The sequence below is a fragment of the Bradyrhizobium sp. USDA 241 genome (genome assembly GCF_049739505.1).
GTDB classification, from domain to species: Bacteria; Pseudomonadota; Alphaproteobacteria; order Rhizobiales; family Xanthobacteraceae; genus Bradyrhizobium; species Bradyrhizobium liaoningense.
The window spans coordinates 1,221,623-1,239,951 of the sequence record NZ_JBMGPZ010000004.1 but is presented as its reverse complement, the minus strand read 5'-3'; the positions used below and the strand labels follow the sequence as shown (position 1 = coordinate 1,239,951).

General features: G+C 65.6%; 19 protein-coding genes. 13 read left to right on the top strand and 6 right to left on the bottom strand.

Features of this window, described 5'->3' with window-relative positions; translation table 11 throughout:
• Positions 1–7: 7 nt before the first annotated feature.
• Together rdgB and rph are read right to left on the bottom strand one after the other, a co-directional pair.
• Positions 8–643 (bottom strand): RdgB/HAM1 family non-canonical purine NTP pyrophosphatase, encoded by a 636-nt coding sequence (rdgB, locus tag ABIF91_RS15650; RefSeq protein WP_028178947.1) that lies wholly within the window; start codon positions 641–643, stop codon positions 8–10.
• Positions 644–653: 10 nt separating this feature from the next.
• Positions 654–1,367, bottom strand: coding sequence for a ribonuclease PH (rph, locus tag ABIF91_RS15645; protein WP_028178946.1), 714 nt, complete (start codon positions 1,365–1,367; stop codon positions 654–656).
• A 168-nt stretch (positions 1,368–1,535) separates the two neighbouring features.
• Between rph and hrcA the strand changes: the two genes are divergently transcribed.
• Positions 1,536–2,624, top strand: coding sequence for a heat-inducible transcriptional repressor HrcA (gene hrcA, locus ABIF91_RS15640; RefSeq protein ID WP_028178945.1), 1,089 nt, complete (start codon positions 1,536–1,538; stop codon positions 2,622–2,624).
• A 96-nt stretch (positions 2,625–2,720) separates the two neighbouring features.
• Complete coding sequence (gene grpE / locus ABIF91_RS15635; protein ID WP_028178944.1) at positions 2,721–3,338, top strand: nucleotide exchange factor GrpE; 618 nt, start codon at positions 2,721–2,723, stop codon at positions 3,336–3,338.
• 123 nt (positions 3,339–3,461) lie between these two features.
• Here grpE and ABIF91_RS15630 read toward each other — a convergent pair whose 3' ends face one another.
• Positions 3,462–4,403, bottom strand: a complete 942-nt coding sequence (locus ABIF91_RS15630) for a hypothetical protein (RefSeq protein WP_028178943.1) — start codon at positions 4,401–4,403, stop codon at positions 3,462–3,464.
• A gap of 395 nt (positions 4,404–4,798) precedes the next feature.
• Between ABIF91_RS15630 and dnaK the strand changes: the two genes are divergently transcribed.
• The 8 genes from dnaK (at position 4,799) to ABIF91_RS15590 (ending at position 12,114) form a co-directional block, all read left to right on the top strand.
• Positions 4,799–6,700 (top strand): molecular chaperone DnaK, encoded by a 1,902-nt coding sequence (dnaK, locus tag ABIF91_RS15625; RefSeq protein WP_025033017.1) that lies wholly within the window; start codon positions 4,799–4,801, stop codon positions 6,698–6,700.
• 245 nt (positions 6,701–6,945) lie between these two features.
• Positions 6,946–8,082: a molecular chaperone DnaJ gene (gene dnaJ / locus ABIF91_RS15620; protein WP_028178942.1), complete on the top strand. Its 1,137-nt coding sequence runs from the start codon at positions 6,946–6,948 to the stop codon at positions 8,080–8,082.
• An 88-nt stretch (positions 8,083–8,170) separates the two neighbouring features.
• Positions 8,171–8,770, top strand: a complete 600-nt coding sequence (locus ABIF91_RS15615; RefSeq protein ID WP_028178941.1) for a class I SAM-dependent methyltransferase — start codon at positions 8,171–8,173, stop codon at positions 8,768–8,770.
• A 57-nt stretch (positions 8,771–8,827) separates the two neighbouring features.
• A complete protein-coding gene (locus tag ABIF91_RS15610; RefSeq protein WP_028178940.1) occupies positions 8,828–9,406 on the top strand; it encodes an NADPH-dependent FMN reductase in 579 nt (192 codons plus the stop codon).
• Positions 9,407–9,412: 6 nt separating this feature from the next.
• Complete coding sequence (gene pyrF, locus ABIF91_RS15605; RefSeq protein ID WP_028178939.1) at positions 9,413–10,123, top strand: orotidine-5'-phosphate decarboxylase; 711 nt, start codon at positions 9,413–9,415, stop codon at positions 10,121–10,123.
• Between the two features lie 18 nt (positions 10,124–10,141).
• Positions 10,142–10,453, top strand: coding sequence for a DUF1330 domain-containing protein (locus ABIF91_RS15600; RefSeq protein WP_028133551.1), 312 nt, complete (start codon positions 10,142–10,144; stop codon positions 10,451–10,453).
• A gap of 198 nt (positions 10,454–10,651) precedes the next feature.
• Positions 10,652–11,467, top strand: coding sequence for a 4-hydroxy-tetrahydrodipicolinate reductase (gene dapB, locus ABIF91_RS15595; RefSeq protein WP_028178937.1), 816 nt, complete (start codon positions 10,652–10,654; stop codon positions 11,465–11,467).
• Between the two features lie 23 nt (positions 11,468–11,490).
• Positions 11,491–12,114: a 2,3-bisphosphoglycerate-dependent phosphoglycerate mutase gene (locus tag ABIF91_RS15590; RefSeq protein WP_028178936.1), complete on the top strand. Its 624-nt coding sequence runs from the start codon at positions 11,491–11,493 to the stop codon at positions 12,112–12,114.
• 109 nt (positions 12,115–12,223) lie between these two features.
• Here ABIF91_RS15590 and ABIF91_RS15585 read toward each other — a convergent pair whose 3' ends face one another.
• Positions 12,224–13,120, bottom strand: a complete 897-nt coding sequence (locus ABIF91_RS15585) for a methylated-DNA--[protein]-cysteine S-methyltransferase (RefSeq protein ID WP_028178935.1) — start codon at positions 13,118–13,120, stop codon at positions 12,224–12,226.
• A gap of 53 nt (positions 13,121–13,173) precedes the next feature.
• Positions 13,174–13,707 (bottom strand): DUF2244 domain-containing protein, encoded by a 534-nt coding sequence (locus ABIF91_RS15580; RefSeq protein ID WP_028178934.1) that lies wholly within the window; start codon positions 13,705–13,707, stop codon positions 13,174–13,176.
• 22 nt (positions 13,708–13,729) lie between these two features.
• Between ABIF91_RS15580 and nth the strand changes: the two genes are divergently transcribed.
• From nth to ABIF91_RS15565, 3 genes are all read left to right on the top strand, one after another.
• Positions 13,730–14,482 (top strand): endonuclease III, encoded by a 753-nt coding sequence (gene nth, locus ABIF91_RS15575; RefSeq protein ID WP_028178933.1) that lies wholly within the window; start codon positions 13,730–13,732, stop codon positions 14,480–14,482.
• 134 nt (positions 14,483–14,616) lie between these two features.
• A complete protein-coding gene (locus tag ABIF91_RS15570) occupies positions 14,617–15,732 on the top strand; it encodes an HlyD family secretion protein (RefSeq protein WP_035673137.1) in 1,116 nt (371 codons plus the stop codon).
• A complete protein-coding gene (locus ABIF91_RS15565) occupies positions 15,719–17,347 on the top strand; it encodes an MFS transporter (RefSeq protein WP_028178931.1) in 1,629 nt (542 codons plus the stop codon). Before ABIF91_RS15570 ends, ABIF91_RS15565 begins: the two co-directional genes overlap by 14 nt.
• A gap of 77 nt (positions 17,348–17,424) precedes the next feature.
• Here ABIF91_RS15565 and ABIF91_RS15560 read toward each other — a convergent pair whose 3' ends face one another.
• On the bottom strand, positions 17,425–18,165 hold the full coding sequence (locus ABIF91_RS15560; RefSeq protein ID WP_028178930.1) for a sulfate transporter family protein: 741 nt from the start codon (positions 18,163–18,165) through the stop codon (positions 17,425–17,427).
• Positions 18,166–18,329: the final 164 nt, after the last annotated feature.

Below are 18,329 nucleotides of genomic sequence, written 5' to 3'. Positions count from 1 at the left end.
AAACGCTCTAGCGCGGCTCAAGGCAGATCTCCGCCAGTTTCACGAAGGCGCGGGCGCGGTGCGACAGGCCGAGGCCAAGCGGCGGCAGGCCGTGCTTCTCGATGCTCTCCATCTCGCCGAAAGTGCGGTTGTGGCCGTCGGGCAGGAACATCGGATCGTAGCCGAAGCCGGCAGTCCCGCGCGGCGGCCAGACCAGCGTGCCGTCGACGCGCGCCTCGACCTGCTCGAGGTGATCGTCGGGCCAGGCGACGCAGAGTGCCGAGACGAAATGGGCTCTGCGCTTGTCCGGCGTGGTGGCGCCGCGCTCCTGCAACAGGCGCTCGATCTGCGCCATCGCCGCGTTGAAATCCTTGGACGGGCCGGCCCAGCGCGCGCTGTAGATGCCGGGCGCGCCGTCGAGCGCGTCGACCACGATGCCGGAATCATCGGCGAAGGCGGGAAGCCTGGCTGCTTGCGCCGCCGCGATCGCCTTGATCGCGGCATTGCTGCGGAAATCGCTGCCGGTTTCCTCCGGCTCGGACAGGCCGAGCTCTCCCGCCGACACCGCCTCGATGCCGTACGGTGCAAGCAGCTCCCGCATCTCGGCGAGCTTGCCGGGATTGTGGGTGGCGATGACCAGCTTGTCCGTGATTCGGCGGTGCATGGCCTATTGACTACGCCACAGCCAGTTTCTGCAAGTCCACCAGACGCGCGACGCCCTTGCGGGCCAACGCCATCAGCGCCAGCAGCTCGGCTTCGGTGAACGGCTCGCGTTCCGCGGTGCCCTGCACCTCGATGATGCGGCCATCGCCGGTCATGACGAAATTGGCATCGGTCTCGGCCTCGGAATCCTCAGCGTAGTCGAGGTCGAGCACCGGCGTGCCGTTGTAGATGCCGCAGGAGATCGCGGCGACGTTGTCGCGCAGCACGTTGGCCTTGACCATGTTGCGCGCCTTCATCCAGTTGACGCAATCGGCGAGTGCGACCCAGGCGCCCGTGATCGAGGCCGTGCGCGTGCCGCCGTCGGCCTGGAGCACGTCGCAATCGACCGTGATCTGGCGCTCGCCAAGCGCTTCGAGATTGATGATGGTGCGGAGCGAGCGGCCGATCAGGCGCTGGATCTCGACGGTGCGGCCGCTCTGCTTGCCGGCGGAGGCCTCGCGGCGGGTCCGTTCCGAGGTCGCGCGCGGCAGCATGCCGTATTCGGCGGTGACCCAGCCGCGGCCCTGGCCCTTCAGCCACGGCGGCAGGCGGTCCTCCAGCGTGGCGGTGACCAGCACATGGGTGTCGCCGAATTTCACCAGGCACGAACCTTCCGCATATTTCACCACGCCGCGCTCCAGCGTCACGGGGCGCAATTCGTCGGGCGCACGGCGGCTTGGCCGCATGGGAAATCCTCCAAAACTCACGGGAAAAGGCTGCTCGCGGTGCTTGTAGGTGCGGCGGGGATGGGCGGCAAGGCTTTTTCACCCCCTGATTTCGCGGCCGCAAACGCCACGCTTGTCAGAAGCGTCCGGGATAGACAAATTACAAGTATCTGAGAGGAGTTACCGTCTGTGGCCCATCACGATCCGATCCATCTGATCGCGCCGCGCGCAGGCCTTGCCCAGCTCAACGAGCGTTCCCGCGACATCTTTCGTCAAATTGTCGAAAGCTACCTCGCGACCGGCGAGCCTGTCGGCTCGCGCAACATTTCCCGCCTGATCGCCATGCCGCTGTCGCCGGCCTCGGTCCGTAACGTCATGGCGGATCTGGAACAACTCGGCCTGATCTATGCCCCGCACACCTCCGCCGGGCGGTTGCCGACGGAACTCGGCCTGCGCTTCTTCGTCGATGCCCTGATGCAGGTCGGCGACCTCAACGAGGCCGAGCGGCAGTCGATCCAGAGCCAGCTCTCCTCGGTCGGCGAGGCGCAGTCGGTCGAGGCGGCGCTGGACCAGGCCTTGATGCGGCTCTCCGGCCTCACCCGGGCCGCCGCCGTCGTGTTGACGCCAAAGTCCAATGCGCGGCTGAAGCACATCGAATTCGTCCGCCTGGAACCCGAGAAAGCGCTGGTCATCCTCGTCGGCGAGGACGGCCAGGTGGAAAACCGCGTGCTGGCGCTGCCGCCTGGAGTTCCCTCCTCGGCGCTCACCGAGGCCGGCAATTTCCTCAATGCGCGGATCCGCGGCCGCACCCTGGCCGAGGCGCGGCTCGAGCTCGAGACGGCACTTGGAGAGGCCCGTGCAGAGCTCGATCAGCTGACGCAGAAGGTGATCTCGGCCGGCATCGCCAGCTGGTCCGGCGGCGAGAACGAGGACCGCCAGCTGATCGTGCGCGGCCATGCCAATCTGCTCGAAGATCTGCATGCGCTGGAGGATCTGGAGCGCGTTCGCCTGTTGTTCGACGACCTCGAGACCAAGCGCGGCGTGATCGACCTGCTCGGTCGTGCCGAGACGGCGGAGGGTGTGCGCATCTTCATCGGCAGCGAGAACAAGCTGTTCTCGCTGTCGGGGTCCTCCACCATCATCTCGCCCTATCGGGATGCCGCCGGCCACATCGTCGGCGTTCTCGGCGTGATCGGCCCGACGCGGCTGAATTATGCCCGCGTGATCACGACCGTGGACTACGCCGCCCGCATCGTCAGCCGCCTCTTGGGGGGCTGACCGGCGCCTCCTCCGATCACGGACGCTTGATTTTCGTGAGCTTAGGCACGATATCCGGGCCAACAACCCCTGGAAACGAGTTCGAGATTAGAGCCGATGACCGATCGAGACCGGCAACCCGAAGACACGACCGCGCCGACGCCCGAGCCCGTGGTGTCAAAGCCCTACATCATGCCTGACGATCCCGAGCCCGGCTCGGTCGAGACGTTGCAGAAGGAAGCCGCCGAGGCGCGCGACCGCATGCTGCGGACGCTGGCCGAGATGGAGAATCTGCGCAAGCGTACCACCAAGGAGGTCGCCGACGCCCGCCTCTACGGCATCACCGGCTTTGCCCGCGACGTGCTCGATATCGCCGACAATCTTCAGCGCGCGCTCGATGCCGTTCCGGCCGAAGCGCGTGCCGCGGCCGATCCCGGCCTGACCTCGCTGATCGAGGGCGTCGAGCTCACCGAGCGCTCACTGCTCAATGCGCTGGAAAAGCACGGCGTGAAGAAGTTCGATCCGCAGGGCCAGAAGTTCGACCCGAACTTCCAGCAGGCGATGTTCGAGGTGCCCGATGCGTCGGTGCCGTCAGGCACCGTGGTGCAGGTCGTGCAGGCCGGCTATACCATCGGCGAGCGCGTGCTGCGCCCCGCGCTGGTCGGTGTCGCCAAGGGCGGTGCGAAGGCAGCCCCCGCCGCCAACAACAATGAATCGAACGGCGCGCCGAACTGATCGAACCTCATGGTGCGCAAGCGGCCGGTTGAGGCTCTCCTCTGAGAGAGTCTTCGCTGGTGAGACAGCGCTCTCCCAGCCCCCGCAAGCGAGGGAGGGAGCGCATCTCGCTTGCGGATGCAGCTATCCCTTCGGCTGGATGCCGTCGCGGACGGCGCGGAAGCGGGTGAAGGCGGGCAGCCACTGGTCGCGCGGGGCGCTGGCGATGATGCGCAATGATGCGCCGCCGGTCGAGAAGCGGATCCACTGCACCACGGTCACAGGGATCTTGTCCTTGCCGCTGACGCCGTCGATCCGGGTCTCGAAACCCTGCTGGCCGTTGATGCGAATCGGCTCGGACATGGTGATGCGCGACTCGCGCACGCCGGGAATCTGGAGCGCCGCCTCCTGGGCGAAGCGGGCGCGGTCGTCGGCCTGCTGCGGGGTGGCGCCGATCACGCCGAGAATCATGAACGGCTTCGACTCGTAACCCGTGCTCTCATCGCCGTCGGCGAGGATGATGCTGCTGCCCGGCGCGAGCGTTCGGATGTCCTTGAAGTTGGCGAGATCGGTGATCTTGAACGGCATCAGCGCGATCTGCTCTTCAGCCGAGACCTGCCTGCGGGTGACGGTGCTCGCAAACATCTGCCGCACCGCTTCATCCGTGTAGATCTTGGTCGCATTCTCCGGGATCTGCACCGCGACATAGCCGGAGAAGCCGGCGCCGGGCACGATCATCGAATAGCGCTTCACCGGGGTATCGCCGGCCTTGCCGCTTTCGGTGGTGAAATAGGCGAGCCCCGCGGGGGTCTCGATCTTGTCCTGCGTGACGCCATTGGTCCCGGCGGGATTGGAATTGAAGGCGCTCACGACCTCGCCATAGGCCGCCGGCGGCAGCTCGGTCACCAGCACCTTGACGCTGCCATCCTCGCTCTCGAAGCCCGGAAAGGTCTTGGCCGTGCTGAGGCCGATCAACGGCACCATGCCGAGGCGCAAGCCAGGTGGGAAAACGGCGTCGGCGGCGAGGGCCGGAAACACTGTTACGGCGAGGAGGGCTAGCGCGGCGAGGGGGCGGATCAGCTTCATGGGCACTCTGATTGGTTCACATTGAGGCCGTTCGATGGTCGGCCGCCGGGCCGCTTTGTCGCGCGAAGCAGCTGCGCCGGCTGTCCGGCCGGTTCGCCTTTTAGCGGGTTTGGCCTTGCCGCAACAGGGCAGGGCCTGTTGCGGGTGGCGGGGGTTTGCCGAGGCCCGAACCTGTTAATAATTCCACACCCGCAAGGGCGGTGGGGCCCAGACATCTTCTTTCAAAACCCAATGTTTTCGCGGCAGAAACGTAGCTTCGGTCCTTGCGGGCCCCTCCCCCCCTCCTATATGAGCCTCAATCATCGCAATATCGCGGATGTTTGATCTTAGGGGGTTTCGGTTCGGGTGCCTTCTGGGCCCAGCCAACCTGCCGCAAAAAGAAGGGTATCAGGACCATGGGAAAGGTCATTGGGATCGACCTCGGCACCACAAATTCGTGCGTCGCCGTGATGGATGGCAAGAACGCGAAAGTCATCGAGAATTCCGAAGGCATGCGGACGACGCCTTCGATCGTCGCCGTCACGGATGACGGCGAGCGCCTCGTCGGCCAGCCGGCCAAGCGCCAGGCCGTCACCAATCCCGAGCGCACGTTCTTCGCAGTGAAGCGCCTCATCGGCCGCCGCTACGACGACCCGATGGTCGAGAAGGACAAGAAGCTCGTCCCGTACAAGATCGTGAAGGCCTCCAACGGCGACGCCTGGGTCGAGGCTGACGGCCAGACCTACTCGCCCTCGCAGGTCTCGGCGTTCATCTTGCAGAAGATGAAGGAGACCGCGGAAGCCCATCTCGGTCAGAAGGTCGATCAGGCCGTCATCACCGTTCCCGCCTACTTCAACGACGCCCAGCGCCAGGCGACCAAGGACGCCGGCAAGATTGCGGGCCTTGAAGTGCTGCGCATCATCAACGAGCCGACCGCGGCCGCGCTCGCCTACGGCCTCGACAAGACCAAGGCCGGCACCATCGCCGTGTACGACCTCGGCGGCGGCACCTTCGATATCTCCATTCTCGAAATCGGCGACGGCGTGTTCGAGGTGAAGTCGACCAACGGCGACACCTTCCTCGGCGGCGAAGACTTCGACATGCGTCTCGTGGGCTATCTGGCCGACGAGTTCCAGAAGGAGCAGGGCATCAACCTGCGCAACGACAAGCTCGCGTTGCAGCGCCTGAAGGAAGCCGCTGAGAAGGCCAAGATCGAGCTGTCCTCGACGACGCAGACCGAGATCAACCTGCCGTTCATCACGGCGGACCAGACCGGCCCGAAGCATCTGACGATGAAGCTCACCCGCGCCAAGTTCGAGGCGCTGGTCGACGACCTCATCCAGAAGACGGTCGAGCCCTGCCGCAAGGCGCTGAAGGATGCCGGCGTCACCGCCGGTGAGATCGGCGAAGTCGTGCTGGTCGGCGGCATGTCGCGCATGCCGAAGGTCCAGGAAGTCGTGAAGCAGCTGTTCGGCAAGGAGCCGCACAAGGGCGTCAACCCGGACGAAGTCGTGGCGATCGGTGCCGCGATCCAGGCCGGCGTGCTCCAGGGCGACGTCAAGGACGTGCTGCTGCTCGACGTGACCCCGCTGTCGCTGGGCATCGAGACGCTGGGCGGCGTGTTCACCCGCATCATCGACCGCAACACCACGATCCCGACCAAGAAGAGCCAGGTGTTCTCGACGGCTGAAGACAATCAGAATGCCGTCACCATCCGGGTCTTCCAGGGCGAGCGTGAAATGGCGGCTGACAACAAGATGCTCGGTCAGTTCGACCTGATGGGCATCCCGCCGGCTCCGCGCGGCATGCCGCAGATCGAGGTGACCTTCGACATCGACGCGAACGGCATCGTCAACGTCTCGGCCAAGGACAAGGCCACGGGCAAGGAGCAGCAGATCCGCATCCAGGCCTCGGGTGGTCTGTCGGAAGCCGACATCGAGAAGATGGTCAAGGACGCCGAGGCCAATGCCGAGGCGGACAAGAAGCGCCGCGAGGCCGTGACCGCCAAGAACGAGGCCGACGGCCTGGTGCATTCGACCGAGAAGGCCCTGGCCGAGCACGGTTCGAAGGTCGCCGAGAGCGAGCGCCGCGCCATCGAGGATGCCGTCAGCGACCTCAAGGAAGCGCTGAAGGGCGACGATGCCGAGGCGATCAAGGCCAAGACGCAGACGCTGGCGCAGGCTTCGATGAAGCTCGGCGAGGCCATGTACAAGCAGCAGGCCGAGGCCGACGCCAAGAAGGACGCGGCCAAGGACGACGTCGTCGATGCGGAGTTCACCGAAGTCGACGACGACAAGAACAACAAGAAGTCCGCCTGAACCCCGAGAGGGTGATGATGCGGACGGCTTGGACCCCACACGCAGTGCCGGCCTCCTCCTTCGCGGGGGAGGCCGTCGTGTCGGGGCGGGCGGGCAAGGCGCCCACTATGATCGATCAATTCCCAGCCGTTATTCCCAGCGCTGCCATGCTGCCCTCTGCCGCAAGGTCGAAGGGCGCTTATATCGGTGCGTGGCAACGTTGTTTCGCCCCAACTTGAATCGCGATTGGATAGACCGAGCTCAGCATGTCCACGTCCACCAAGCGCTGCTATTACGAGACCCTCGAAGTCGAACGTGATGCCGACGAATCCAGGCTGAAATCGTCGTTCCGCAAGCTGGCGATGAAATTCCACCCCGACCGCAATCCCGGGGATGAGACCAGCGAAGTCAAGTTCAAGGAAATCAACGAGGCGTACGAGGTCCTGAAGGACAAGGACAAGCGCGCCGCCTATGACCGTTACGGCCACGCCGCCTTCGAGCAGGGCGGCGGCTTTGGCGGCGGTGCCGGCTTCGGTGCGGGCTTCGCCTCCTCCTTCTCGGACATTTTTGAAGACCTGTTCGGCATGGCCGGACAGCGCGGCCGCGGCGGCCGCGAGCGCGGCGCCGACCTGCGCTACAACATGGAAATCACCCTCGAGGAAGCTTTCGGCGGCAAGACCGCGCAGATCGAGATTCCGGTCTCGGTCACCTGCGAGGCCTGCTCGGGCATCGGTGCCAAGGCCGGCACCAAGCCGAAGACCTGCTCGACCTGCGGCGGCGCCGGCCGCGTGCGGCAGTCGCAGGGCTTCTTCACGCTGGAGCGGACCTGTCCCGGTTGCCAGGGGCGCGGCCAGATGATCGAGGACGCCTGCCCGTCCTGTGCAGGCCAGGGCCGGGTCACCCGCGAGCGCACGCTGTCGGTCAACATTCCGCCGGGCGTCGAGGACGGCACGCGGATCAGGCTCGCCGGCGAGGGCGAGGCCGGAGTCCGCGGCGGACCGCCCGGCGACCTCTACATCTTCCTTTCCCTAGCCCAGCACCAGTTCTTCCAACGCGACGGCGCCGATCTGCATTGCCGCGTGCCGATCTCGATGGTGACGGCCGCGCTCGGCGGCGAATTCGAAGTGCCGACGATCGAGAAGGCCAAGACCAAGGTGAAGGTGCCCGCCGGAACCCAGTCGGGCCGCCGATTCCGCATTGCATCAAAGGGTATGCCGGTGCTGCGCTCGCGACAGATGGGCGACATGTATGTTCAGGTCGTGGTCGAGACCCCGCAGAATCTCACCAAGAAGCAGCAGGAATTGCTGGCCGAGTTCGACAAGCTCTCCTCCGGCAACACCCAGCCGGAATCCGAGGGTTTCTTCGCCAAGGTCAAGGATTTCTTCGGTAATCGGGCGAGTTGACTCGTCTTGACCGTACCGCCTTCGGCCTATACGTCTTTATGACCATTTTCTGACACGCCGCGGTCCCGCGGTCCCGTCCGGTCCCAACATGCCATTGCCATCGTCCGCGCGTGCGTTGAAGAAGCCTCGACTCGATGACGAGGTGCGCTTTCTGAGGTCGTGGATCGAAAAGCCACTGCACATGGGCGCGGTCATGCCGTCAGGCAAGCTGCTGGCGCGGACCATGGCTCATTACGTCGATGTCGATTCGGACGCACCGGTGGTCGAGCTCGGACCCGGCACCGGCGCCATCACCTCCGCGCTGATCGAGCGCGGTGTCGACCAGAAGCGTCTCGTCCTGGTCGAATACAATCCCGGCTTCTGCGCGCTGCTGCGCGACCGCTATCCACAAGCCAAGGTGGTGCAGGGCGATGCCTATCGCCTCCGCGACACGCTCTGGAATGTCTTGAGCGCGCCGGCTAGCGCGGTCGTCTCGGGCCTGCCGCTCGTCACAAAACCGATGCTGACGCGGCTGCGGCTCATCCGCGACGCCTTCACCGCGCTCGCGCCCGGCGCGCCCTTCATCCAGTTCACCTATGCGGTGGTGCCGCCGATCCCGAAATCGCTGCACGGCGTGTCCACAGAGGCTTCGGAACGGATCTGGATGAACCTTCCGCCGGCCCGCGTCTGGGTGTATCGCAAGGACTAATTCCGCCGGCTCCTCGTTTTGCGCGGCGGGCTCGTTTCGCCGAACGCATGGGATTGGATGTCCGCGCCCAAAATCCTGATCATTCCCGGCTCACTGCGCACCGGCTCGCACAACGCGAAGCTGGCAGCGGTCGCTGCGTATGAATTCGCCCGGGCCGGCGTCGACGTTACCCGCATCTCGCTGGCCGATTTTCCGCTGCCGATCTACGACGGCGATCTCCAGGCCAAATCCGGCGTGCCCAAGCACGCCATCAATCTCAAGCGCATGATCGGCGCCCATCACGGCGTCCTCATCGTCTCGCCCGAATACAACGCCTCGGTGCCGCCGCTGCTCAAGAACGCGATCGACTGGGTCAGCCGCGTGCACGAGCTGCACGAAGCGCGCGGCGAGGTGTTCCGCAACCGCGTCTTCGCGCTCGCCGGCGCCTCGCAGAGCCGCCTTGGCGCGGCCCGCGCGCTCCAGGCCTTGCGGCTGATCCTCTCCTCGTGCCACGCCAATGTGATTGCCAGCCAGCTCACGCTCGCCTTTGCCGACCAGGCCTATGACGATATGGACAGGCTGAAGAATGAGGGCGATATCGCCGCGTTGAAGGAGCTGGTAGCGCAGTTGATCGACGTTTCCCAACGCATGATGTGAGGTGACATGACGCCAGCCGAGATCGCCCCCAAGGACCGCCTGATCGTTCCGCTCGATGTGTCGAGCCCGGAGGCTGCGGAGGCGATGGTCGCAAGGCTCGGCGACAGCGTCACGTTCTACAAGATCGGCTATCAGCTCGCCTATGCCGGCGGCCTGCCGCTGATCGGCAAGCTCGCCGGCGAGGGCAAGAAAGTGTTTGCCGATCTCAAGATGCACGACATCGGCAACACCGTGATGCGCGGTGTCGAGAGTGTCGCCAGGCTGGGGGCGACCTTCCTCACCGTCCACGCCTATCCGCAGACCATGAAGGCGGCGGTCGACGGGCGTGGCGGATCGAGCTTGAAGATTCTCGCGGTCACGGTGCTGACCTCGTACAATGACGACGACCTGCACGCGGCCGGCTATCGGCTCGGCGTCTCCGAGCTGGTCGAAGCGCGCGCACAGCAGGCACAGGTGCTCGGCATCGATGGACTCGTCTGCTCGCCGGAAGAGGTGGGTGCCTTGCGCAAGATCGTCGGCCATCAGATGAGCCTCGTCACGCCCGGCATCCGTCCGGCGGGCGCACCGACCGGCGACCAGAAGCGCGTCATGACGCCGGGTCGTGCGATCGCGGCGGGCGCCGACTATCTCGTCGTCGGACGGCCGATCCTCGAGGCGTCCGATCCCAAGGCCGCGGCCGATGCAATCCAGGCCGAGATCGTGCAAGCGCTCAGCTAATCAACAAGGGAGAGAACGATGGCAAAGGGCTACTGGATCGGGCGTGTCGATGTAAGCAGTGACGAGGGCTACAAGCCCTACGCCGTCGCCAACGGTCCGATCTTCAAGAAATGGGGCGGCCGCTTCGTCGTCCGCGCCGGCAAGTTCACCACCGTCGAAGGCGCCAGCCGCACCCGCAACGTCGTCATTGAATTCCCGGACTACGAGACTGCGCTCGCCTGTTACAATTCGCCGGAATACCAGGCCAACATCAAGGTGCGCCAGCCGCACTCGGTTGCCGACCTCATCATCATCGAAGGCTATGACGGCCCGCAGCCGCAGGACGGCTGAGGCTCTTAACCCTCCCCTGGAGGGGGAGGGTCGATCGCGCAAAGCGCGAGCGGGGTGGGGTGATCTCCCCTTTTCGGGCGCTGTTCGCTGTCGAGAGACCGTCCCCCACCCCGTCACGCAATCGCGCGTCGCGCTCTCGGGCCCTCGGTTGCCGGAACTGCATCCCCCCGCTAAAACGGCGCCGGAGAGGATCACACCATGTCCGACATGCGCTTGATTGTTGCAGGAGCCGGCGGCCGGATGGGCCGTGCGCTGGTGCGGGCGATTGCCGAGAGCAAGGGCGCGGTGCTGGCGGGCGCGCTGGAGGCACCGGGTTCGGAGCTGCTCGGCAAGGATGCCGGCGTGCTCGCAGGCCTGCCGGCCAGCGGCATCAAGCTGTCCGCCGATCTCTGGGCAATGTCCAAGGATGCCGACGGCATCCTCGACTTCACCGTTCCGGCGGCGACCATCGCCAATGTCGCGATCGCCGCCGAGCGCGGCATCGTCCACGTCATCGGCACGACCGGACTGTCCGGCTCCGACAACGCCGTGATCAAGAGCGTCACCAATCGCGCCGTCGTGGTGCAATCGGGCAATATGAGCCTCGGCGTCAATCTGCTCGCCGCCGTGGTCAGGCGCGTCGCCAAGGCGCTCGACCAGAGCTTCGACATCGAGATCGTCGAAACCCATCATCGCATGAAGGTCGACGCGCCCTCGGGCACGGCGCTGATGCTGGGCCAGGCCGCAGCCAGCGGCCGCGGCGTCACCCTCGATGAACATTCCGAGCGCGGGCGCGACGGCATCACCGGCGCGCGCCGGCCGGGAAATATCGGTTTCGCCTCCTTGCGCGGCGGCACCGTGGCCGGCGATCACAGCGTCAGCTTCCTCGGCCCGTTCGAGCGCCTGACGCTGTCGCATCAGGCCGAGGACCGCATGCTGTTCGCCCATGGCGCGCTGAAGGCGGCGCTGTGGGCGCACGGCAAGCAGCCGGGGCACTACTCGATGGCCGACGTGCTCGGCCTCTCCGACATCTGAGCGAACCTAACGGAAAGCAGTCAATGAGCGAACGTCTTCTCGTGCTCGTGCGCCACGGCCAGAGCGAATGGAATCTGAAGAACCTGTTCACGGGCTGGAAGGACCCCGATCTCACCGAGCTCGGTGTGAACGAAGCCAAGGAAGCCGGCCGCAAGCTGAAGGCACAGGGTCTCGTGTTCGACGTCGCCTTCACCTCGGTCCTGACGCGCGCGCAGCACACGCTGGATCTCATCCTCGCCGAGCTCGGCCAGACCGGTCTGCCGACCTCGAAGAATCTCGCGTTGAACGAGCGCGATTACGGCGATCTCTCCGGTCTCAACAAGGACGATGCGCGCAAGAAATGGGGCGAGGAGCAGGTGCTGATCTGGCGCCGCTCCTACGACGTGCCGCCGCCCGGCGGCGAAAGCCTGAAGGACACGCTCGCGCGCGCGCTGCCCTATTACGTGCAGGAGATCCTGCCCGGCGTGCTCAACGGCAAGCGCACCCTGGTTGCCGCCCACGGCAATTCGCTGCGCGCGCTGATCATGGTGCTGGAGAAGCTCTCGCCCGAGGGCATTTTGAAGCGCGAACTCGCCACCGGCGTGCCGATCATCTACCGGCTCAATGCGGATTCGACCGTGGCCTCGAAGCTGGACCTGGCGGGTTGACGAAGGTCTCGTAGGGTGGGCAAAGGCGCATAGCGCCGTGCCCACCATTCATCCGCAATCAATGAGAATGGTGGGCACGCTTCGCTTTGCCCACCCTACGGCATCTCGGTCACTGCACCCCCAGCTGCCCCGCTTCCCAGCCCAGCATCGCCTGCTTGCGGGTGATGCCCCAATGATAGCCAGTGAGCGTGCCGCTCTTGCCGAGCGCGCGGTGGCAGGGCACGACGAAGGAGACCGGGTTCTTGCCGACGGCAGCGCCGACGGCGCGCGAGGCCTTCGGGCTGTTGATGTTGCAGGCGATGTCGGAATAGGACACCGCGCGTCCCATCGGAATCTTCAGCAGCGTCTCCCACACCCGCACCTCGAAATCGGTGCCGATCAGGATCACGCGCAGTGGCTGATCCGGCCGCCACAGCTTCGGGTCGAAGATGCGCGCTGCGAACGGCGCGGTGCCTTCGTGATCTTCCACATAGGTGGCCTTCGGCCAGCGCCGCGTCATGTCGGCGAGCGCCACCTTCTCCTCGCCGTGATCGGCGAAGGCGAGGCCGGTCAGGCCGCGATCGGTGGCGATCACGATCGCGGTGCCGAACGGCGAGGGATGGAAGCCGTAGCGCAAGGTGAGGCCGGCACCGCCGTTCTTCCATTCGCCCGGCGACATCGCTTCGTGGGTGACGAAGAGATCGTGCAGCCGGCCCGGGCCCGACAGGCCGGAGTCGAGCGCCGCATCAAGGATGCTGGCGGAATCCCTGAGCAGGTTCTTGGCGTGGTCGAGGGTGAGCGCCTGCATGAAGGCCTTCGGTGTGATCGAGGCCCAGCGGCGGAACAGATGGTGCAGCTCGTCCGGCGTGACGCCAGCGGCATCCGCCATCGCCTCGATGGTCGGCTGCGCGCGCCAGTTCGCCGAGATGAAGGCGATCGCCCGGCGCACCGAATCATAGTCGCGCAACGCGGCGTTCTGGGTGCCCGGCTTGGTCAGGCGCTGGTCATGTATCGCGAGGGTCATCATGACCGGAATGTAGGAGAAGGGGTGGCTCGAAACCACCCGATTTCCGACTGTGCTCAGGTCACCGGATTATACGTCGGTCCACGTCTTGCAGCGTTGAGGGCCCCGACTAAGGCATTGTAAAAGTTTGCCTTTTCTACTGGTCCGAGAAAACCGGCGATGAGCAGCCGGCGGCCGCGCGAGATCAGATAGAGGTGCTCGATGCCGTATTCCTCGTCGATCTCCTGGTCGAGCCGGACCCAGAGCGGATTGAAGGTCCATTCGGCAACCTGGCCACGATGGCTGACGCGCCGCACGCGCAGTTCCGACGGCGTCACCACGATCTCCTCGCTGGCCCGCGCCGCGCGGAAATTGACCTTGAAGGCCCACCAGATCACCAGCACGTCGAGGCCGAAAAAGCCGAACACCGGCCAGGCGCCCATCATCAGGAAAGCGAGGCCGGTGACGAAGCTGACGACGCTCAGGAACAGCATCACGGCGAGAAAGCCGGTGCGGTTCAGCGAGCGGTGCGGCGTCAGCAGCGCGGAGAAGATCTGAGGCTCGTCCTCGCTTTCAGATCGCGCGCACTCAATTTCGTTGCCTGTGCTCATCGTCCATCAGTATATCCCGATCATGGCGAAAATCACCCGCAAGCCGGCCCCGCGTAAAGCGGCGGTGCCGAAGAAAAAGGCAAAACCGGTCGCGACCAAACCGAAGGCGCCCGCGAAGAAATCGCTCAAAGCCATAAAGCCCTGGACGCCGGCTGAGGTCCACGAGGTCTTCAGCCGTTTCCGCAAGGCCAATCCGGAGCCGAAGGGCGAGCTCGAGCACGTCAATCCGTTCACGCTGCTGGTCGCGGTGGTGCTATCGGCGCAAGCGACCGACGCCGGCGTCAACAAGGCGACGCGCGCCTTGTTCGAGGTCGCCGACACCCCGCAGAAGATGCTCGAGCTCGGCGAGGAGCGCCTGCGCGAGTACATCAAGACCATCGGCCTCTACCGCACCAAGGCGAAGAACGTGATCGCGCTGTCGGCGAAGCTGCTCAGCGAATTCGGCGGCCAAGTGCCGCGCACGCGTGCCGGGATCGAATCGCTGCCCGGCGCCGGACGCAAGACCGCGAACGTCGTGCTCAACATGGCCTTCGGCGAGCACACCATGGCGGTCGACACGCATGTCTTCCGCGTCGGCAACCGCACTGGACTTGCGCCGGGCAAGACGCCGCTCGAGGTCGAGCTCGGTCTCGAAAAGGTCATCCCGGCAGAGTTCATGCTGCATGCCCATCATTGGTTGATCCTGCACGGTCGCTATACTTGCCTCGCGCGCAAGCCGCGCTGCGAGGTGTGCCTGATCAACGATCTCTGCCGGTGGCCGGAGAAGACGGTGTGATTCAATGATCGTCATTCCGGGGCTGTCCGAAGGACCGGGTCCGGAATCTCGAGATTCCGGGTTCGATGCTACGCATCGCCCCGGAATGACAAGGCGGGATTTGTGTTTTAGTGGCGCCGGGTTGAGGTGATCTCGTGAGTCAACAGGAACAGAACGCACCACCCGCATCACCGGCCCTACCGCCGAAGCCGACGCAGCGGCCGGCCACGCCGCTCTGGAGCCGGCTCGCGATCCCGCTGTTTGCGGTCATCGTCGCGCTCGCCTTCGTCGCGCTGGCGACGCTGCGCTTCGACGAATGGGTCGGCAATACGGTGATCCAGACCACCAACGACGCCTATGTGCGCGCCGAGTTGACGCGGCTGTCGAGCCGCGTCTCGGGCGAAGTGCTGAGCGTGGGGGTCACCGATTTCCAGCGCGTCAAGGCCGGCGACCTCCTGATCCAGATCGATCCCGCCGATTACGAGGCGCAAGTCGCGCAGGCCGAAGCTGCGGTCGCCGCGGCGCAAGCCGCGCTCGACAATCTCGCCAACCAGATCGAGCTGCAATATGCGACGATCGCGCAGGCGCAGGCCGCGCGGCTGTCTGCGGAGGCCATGGAGGTCGAGGCCCGGCAGGAGCAGGAGCGCCAGCAATCGCTGTCGCAGACCGAGTCCGGCACGCGCCAGCGCCTCGAGCAGGCGGTCGCGGCACAGGCCGACGTGCGCGCGAGCCGCGCCGTGATCGCGGCCCAGCAGCACCAGCTCGAGGTCCTGCAAGGTACCAGGAAGCAGCGCGCTGCCGATGTCGAGGCGGCCAAGGCGACGCTGGCGGGTACGAAGCTCAAGCTTGGTTACACGAAGATCACCGCGCCGTTCGACGGCGTTGTCGGCGAGCGCCAGGTGCAGCCCGGCGACTACGTCAATATCGGCACCAACCTCATCAACGTGGTGCCGCTGCCCAAGGTCTATGTGATCGCGAACTACAAGGAGACCCAGCTCACGCACGTAGCACCGGGCCAGCCGGTCGAGATCACCGTCGACAGTTTCCCGCGCGAGAAGCTGCGCGGCCGGGTCGAGCGCATTGCGCCGGCGACGGGTGCACAGGTGGCGCTGCTGCCGCCCGACAACGCAACAGGCAATTTCACGAAGGTGGTGCAGCGCATTCCCGTGCGCATTCAGTTCGATGACGGCCAGCCGCTGCTGGCGCGGCTGGTGCCGGGCATGTCGGTGGTCACCAGCATCGATACGAAGGCCGCGAATGGCCGAAAATGACGATGCCAGCCGCGAGCCGCTCTCGCGCGGTGGCGTCGCGCCGCAGCCGCTGTTCGCCGTCGCGGCGGTGCTGCTCGGCTCGTTCCTTGCCAATTTCGACAGCCGGCTGACCACGGTCGGCCTGCCGGACCTGCGCGGCGCGTTCTCGCTCGGCTTCGACGAGGGCGCCTGGCTCTCGACCGCCGGCATCGGCTCGCAGATCTTCATCGCGCCCGCGGTGGCCTGGCTTGCCACGGTGTTCGGCCTGCGCCGCGTGCTCGGCATCCCCAGCCTCGTCTATGCCGCCGTCTCGTTCATCATTCCGTTCGTGCACGACTATCCGACATTGCTCGCGCTCAGCGTCGTGCATGGTCTCCTGCTCGGCACCTTCGTGCCGGCGACGCTGATGATCGTGTTCCGCAATCTGCCGATCCGCTGGTGGCTGCCGGCGATCTCGATCTATGCGATCCGCGTCGGCTTCGCGTTGGACACCTCGACCTCGCTGGTCGGCTTCTATGTCGACCATCTCGGCTGGCAATGGCTGTACTGGCAGGGCGTCGTGATCGCGCCCTTGATGGGCCTGATGGTCTATCTGGGCACGCCGAACGAGCCGGTGAACCGCGCGCTGCTGCGCGAGGCCGATTGGGGCGGCATGCTGCTGCTCGGCGCCTCGGTGTCGATGATCTATGCGGGGCTTGACCAGGGCAACCGGCTGGACTGGCTCGGTTCCGGCACGGTGATGGCACTGCTCGCAGCGGGCGCGGTGCTGTTTCTGGCCTTCCTCGTCAACGAGTCCCTGGTGCGGAAGCCCTGGGCACATGTCAACGTGCTGTTCTCGCGCAACATCGGCCTGGGACTGGTCCTGATCCTGCTCTACACGCTGACCAGCCTGTCCAATGCGTCGCTGGTGCCGAACTTCCTTGCCACCATCGCGCTGCTCAGGCCCGAGCAGAGCGGCCTGTTGCTGCTCACCTATGGCGCGTTGCCGATGTTCGTGCTGGTGCCGGTCTCGATCTGGCTGCTGCGGCATTTCGATACGCGGACGGTGATCGTCGTGGGCTTTGCCTGCTTCGCCGCGGCCAATCTCTGGGGCACGCAACTCACCCACGCCTGGGCGCGCGAGGACTTCGCCGGCATCGTGCTGCTCCAGGCGATCGGGCAGTCGCTGACCTTGCTGCCGCTGATCATCACGCTGCTCTCCAACTCCGATCCCAGCCGCGCCACCTCCTTTGCCGCCTATATCCAGATTATGCGGCTCGGCGGCGCCGAGATCGGCGTGGCGCTGATGGGCACGTGGCTGCGCGTGCGCGAGCAGGTCCATTCCTTCTATCTCGGCCAGAACCTTGCGGTCGGCGATGCCGATGTCGTGCAGAGATTGAAGCAGCTTGCCGATCACTTCGCCGCCCATGGCACAGGATCTGCGCAGTCGCGCGCGGTCGGCACGCTGGCGGGCATCGTGCAGCGCGAGGCCAATGTGCTCGCCTATATCGACGGCTTCTGGCTCTGCTTCTGGCTCGCGATAGTCGCGCTCGCAATCGTCGCGCTGGTTACGCGCGCGCCGACGGGTCCCTTCACGCCGGCGCCGTTCGGCTTCGCCAGGATGCTGCTGCGAAAGTGTGGTGTGCGGGCCGCCTGAATGGGGTGGTGGTTGGTTCGTTCGCTCGCGCGACGGGGGTGTTCACCTCTCCCGCAAGCGCAAGCGGGAGAGCACAATCACCGCACCTGCCGCACCGGCTCGATCAGCTCGGGCCGCGGGCCTGACAGGCGCTTGTGCATGTGGACCATGAAGGCCATGGCGAAGATCGGCGTCGCCAGGTTGACGATCGGAATCGAGACGAAGGCGGCGATGAAGAGCCCGGCCGTGAAGATCGTGGCGGCGTTGTCACGCCGCATCGCCTTGGCTTCCTCCGGCGGGCGGAAGCGCATCGCGGCGAGCTCGAAATATTCGCGGCCGAGCAGCCAGGCCGCGGCGAGGAAGAAGATCAGGAAACCCGCGCCGGCGAACAACACCAGCGGCAAGGCGACGAGATAGATCACAATCGTCAAGAGCGCGGTCTTGATGCCCTCGAGGATCGCCTGGCTGAACGGCAGCGCCACGCCGGGCCGCTCGGCCGGATAATGCTCACGCTCGACGATGTCGGCGACGTCGTCGACGAACAGGCTCGCCACCAGCGAGGTGATCGCGGGCATCAGGAAGATGCCGCCGAACACGACGCCGAGGCCCGCCGCGATCGAGACGATCCAGGACAGGACTTCGATCGATGAATGCCAGCCCGGTCCGAGCAGGCCTTCCAGCCAGACCTCGCCATTGGTCGCAAACCAGCTGAGGAGCCGCTGCAGGCCGATCGCCAGCACGGTGATCAGCACCAGCGCCAAGCCGACCGATCGCCACAGGATCGAGCGCATTGGCGGCGAGATCATTTGCGACAGCGCCTTGATGGCGGCATCCAGCATGGGAGATCCTCTGAAATAAGCACCTCGCGAGAGGTAGACACCCAATGCGGCTTCGGCAAGGGCGGGTGGGCCGCTGCGAAGGTGGCGCGATTTCTTGCTGACCCTCCCCTGGAGGGGGAGGGTCGATCGCGCGCAGCGCGAGCGGGGTGGGGTGACGGTCTCTC

Bases quoted from the DNA above. Each gene is read 5' to 3' on its own strand.
- rdgB (WP_028178947.1), bottom strand. From the start codon at position 643: ATGCACCGCCGAATCACGGACAAGCTGGTCATCGCCACCCACAATCCC.
- rph (WP_028178946.1), bottom strand. From the start codon at position 1,367: ATGCGGCCAAGCCGCCGTGCGCCCGACGAATTGCGCCCCGTGACGCTG.
- grpE (WP_028178944.1), top strand. From the start codon at position 2,721: ATGACCGATCGAGACCGGCAACCCGAAGACACGACCGCGCCGACGCCC.
- ABIF91_RS15630 (WP_028178943.1), bottom strand. From the start codon at position 4,403: ATGAAGCTGATCCGCCCCCTCGCCGCGCTAGCCCTCCTCGCCGTAACA.
- dnaK (WP_025033017.1), top strand. From the start codon at position 4,799: ATGGGAAAGGTCATTGGGATCGACCTCGGCACCACAAATTCGTGCGTC.
- dnaJ (WP_028178942.1), top strand. From the start codon at position 6,946: ATGTCCACGTCCACCAAGCGCTGCTATTACGAGACCCTCGAAGTCGAA.
- ABIF91_RS15615 (WP_028178941.1), top strand. From the start codon at position 8,171: ATGCCATTGCCATCGTCCGCGCGTGCGTTGAAGAAGCCTCGACTCGAT.
- ABIF91_RS15610 (WP_028178940.1), top strand. From the start codon at position 8,828: ATGTCCGCGCCCAAAATCCTGATCATTCCCGGCTCACTGCGCACCGGC.
- pyrF (WP_028178939.1), top strand. From the start codon at position 9,413: ATGACGCCAGCCGAGATCGCCCCCAAGGACCGCCTGATCGTTCCGCTC.
- ABIF91_RS15600 (WP_028133551.1), top strand. From the start codon at position 10,142: ATGGCAAAGGGCTACTGGATCGGGCGTGTCGATGTAAGCAGTGACGAG.
- dapB (WP_028178937.1), top strand. From the start codon at position 10,652: ATGTCCGACATGCGCTTGATTGTTGCAGGAGCCGGCGGCCGGATGGGC.
- ABIF91_RS15590 (WP_028178936.1), top strand. From the start codon at position 11,491: ATGAGCGAACGTCTTCTCGTGCTCGTGCGCCACGGCCAGAGCGAATGG.
- ABIF91_RS15585 (WP_028178935.1), bottom strand. From the start codon at position 13,120: ATGATGACCCTCGCGATACATGACCAGCGCCTGACCAAGCCGGGCACC.
- ABIF91_RS15580 (WP_028178934.1), bottom strand. From the start codon at position 13,707: ATGAGCACAGGCAACGAAATTGAGTGCGCGCGATCTGAAAGCGAGGAC.
- nth (WP_028178933.1), top strand. From the start codon at position 13,730: ATGGCGAAAATCACCCGCAAGCCGGCCCCGCGTAAAGCGGCGGTGCCG.
- ABIF91_RS15565 (WP_028178931.1), top strand. From the start codon at position 15,719: ATGGCCGAAAATGACGATGCCAGCCGCGAGCCGCTCTCGCGCGGTGGC.
- ABIF91_RS15560 (WP_028178930.1), bottom strand. From the start codon at position 18,165: ATGCTGGATGCCGCCATCAAGGCGCTGTCGCAAATGATCTCGCCGCCA.